At 37.9% G+C, this 1,160-nt stretch carries 2 protein-coding genes and 1 pseudogene; 1 reads left to right on the plus strand and 2 read right to left on the minus strand.

The features are described 5' to 3' along the window. Positions 1-16 precede the first annotated feature (16 nt). Positions 17-295, plus strand: a complete 279-nt coding sequence (locus EKM61_RS11925) for a hypothetical protein (RefSeq protein ID WP_068377436.1) — start codon at positions 17-19, stop codon at positions 293-295. Here EKM61_RS11925 and EKM61_RS11930 read toward each other — a convergent pair. Together EKM61_RS11930 and EKM61_RS11935 are read right to left on the minus strand one after the other, a co-directional pair. Further along, positions 285-973, minus strand: a pseudogene (locus EKM61_RS11930) (zeta toxin family protein). The gene EKM61_RS11925 and the pseudogene EKM61_RS11930 overlap by 11 nt on opposite strands. A 1-nt stretch (position 974) precedes the next feature. Further along, a partial coding sequence (locus EKM61_RS11935) for a hypothetical protein (RefSeq protein ID WP_164505776.1) occupies positions 975-1,160 on the minus strand: 186 nt, incomplete at its 5' end.

The raw sequence follows: 1,160 nt of genomic DNA on the forward strand, positions 1-1,160 counted from the left end.
TTAGGTGGTAATGACTATGCCTAATCAATATGAAAAACTAGTTGAGCAACAAGCGCGTTTAAAACAAAAAATTGAGCGAGAAAATTTTAAATTACGGAAATCTAAATACTACGAAAATCGGCAAGCCCGTAAAGCCCGTTCTCGCCGATTAATTCAAAAAGGGGCTTTACTCGAAAAATACTTTCAAGCTGATAATCTCTCGGTTGAACAAACCGAAGAGCTTTTAAACACATTTGCCGATTACGTTAATTCCCATAAGCCGAATAAGCTCAAAAACGATCAGCCTAGTAACTAGGCCGATCGTTTTTATTTTCTGAATCATTCATGGGATTTCTAATTTTTAAATCTGGATTATTTTTAACAAAGTCATTTAGTTGCTTTTAAATGGCGGCTTCAAAGGTAATTTTTGGATTTATCCAAAGAAAGTTACGCAAATTATTTTTGATCACCTGGTCATGATCTCGTCTGTAAACTGACACAAATTTTTGGCTATTATCATAGATCACGACATTATCAGCTTTGAATGCGACTGCTGCTAAATTATGATTTGATTGACTATAACGTTTTTCAACAACTTCATCTGGTACACCGTGCCCACCTTTTTGACCCGTTCATGAACCCGATTAATTGCTACTTTTTTGTTTTTTAACGCCATGTATAAAAGCGTGACCTCAAACCCATTTTGGTGAGCCCGCTCGATTAAATTTAATTGTGCCTTTTCTTGACCAGATAAGGTTGTTTCAACATGAATACTCTGCCCAGCATTTAAAGCCGCGTGGAGCTGTTTTATTTCTTCGCGCATTGCCCTAAAGTTGTCACGATTTTTATGCCAATTGCCACCCATTTTTTGGAGGATTTCATCGGCATTTAATCGTTTGGAGTGAGTAAGTAATTCGAGTCTCGCGCGATATAAAGTGCTTTTACCAGCGCCGCTTATCCCAGCCACGATGATGTATCTCTTTGGCTCACTCATGTTAAATCACGAAATGCTTGTCATTGATAATTTGCTCTTGGTGTTTATCTAAGAGGTAAGTGTGTAACGCGTCAAACAGTTTGCGTTTATCAGGATCTGGATTATATGCCGCTTGTTCCCAAATGTCTTGAATATTGACTGCCCAGGGGTCAGCCAACAATTGATCAATTGTTTCGATTTCTTTGCT

This window comes from Loigolactobacillus backii, assembly GCF_003946275.1.
GTDB classification, from domain to species: Bacteria; Bacillota; Bacilli; order Lactobacillales; family Lactobacillaceae; genus Loigolactobacillus; species Loigolactobacillus backii.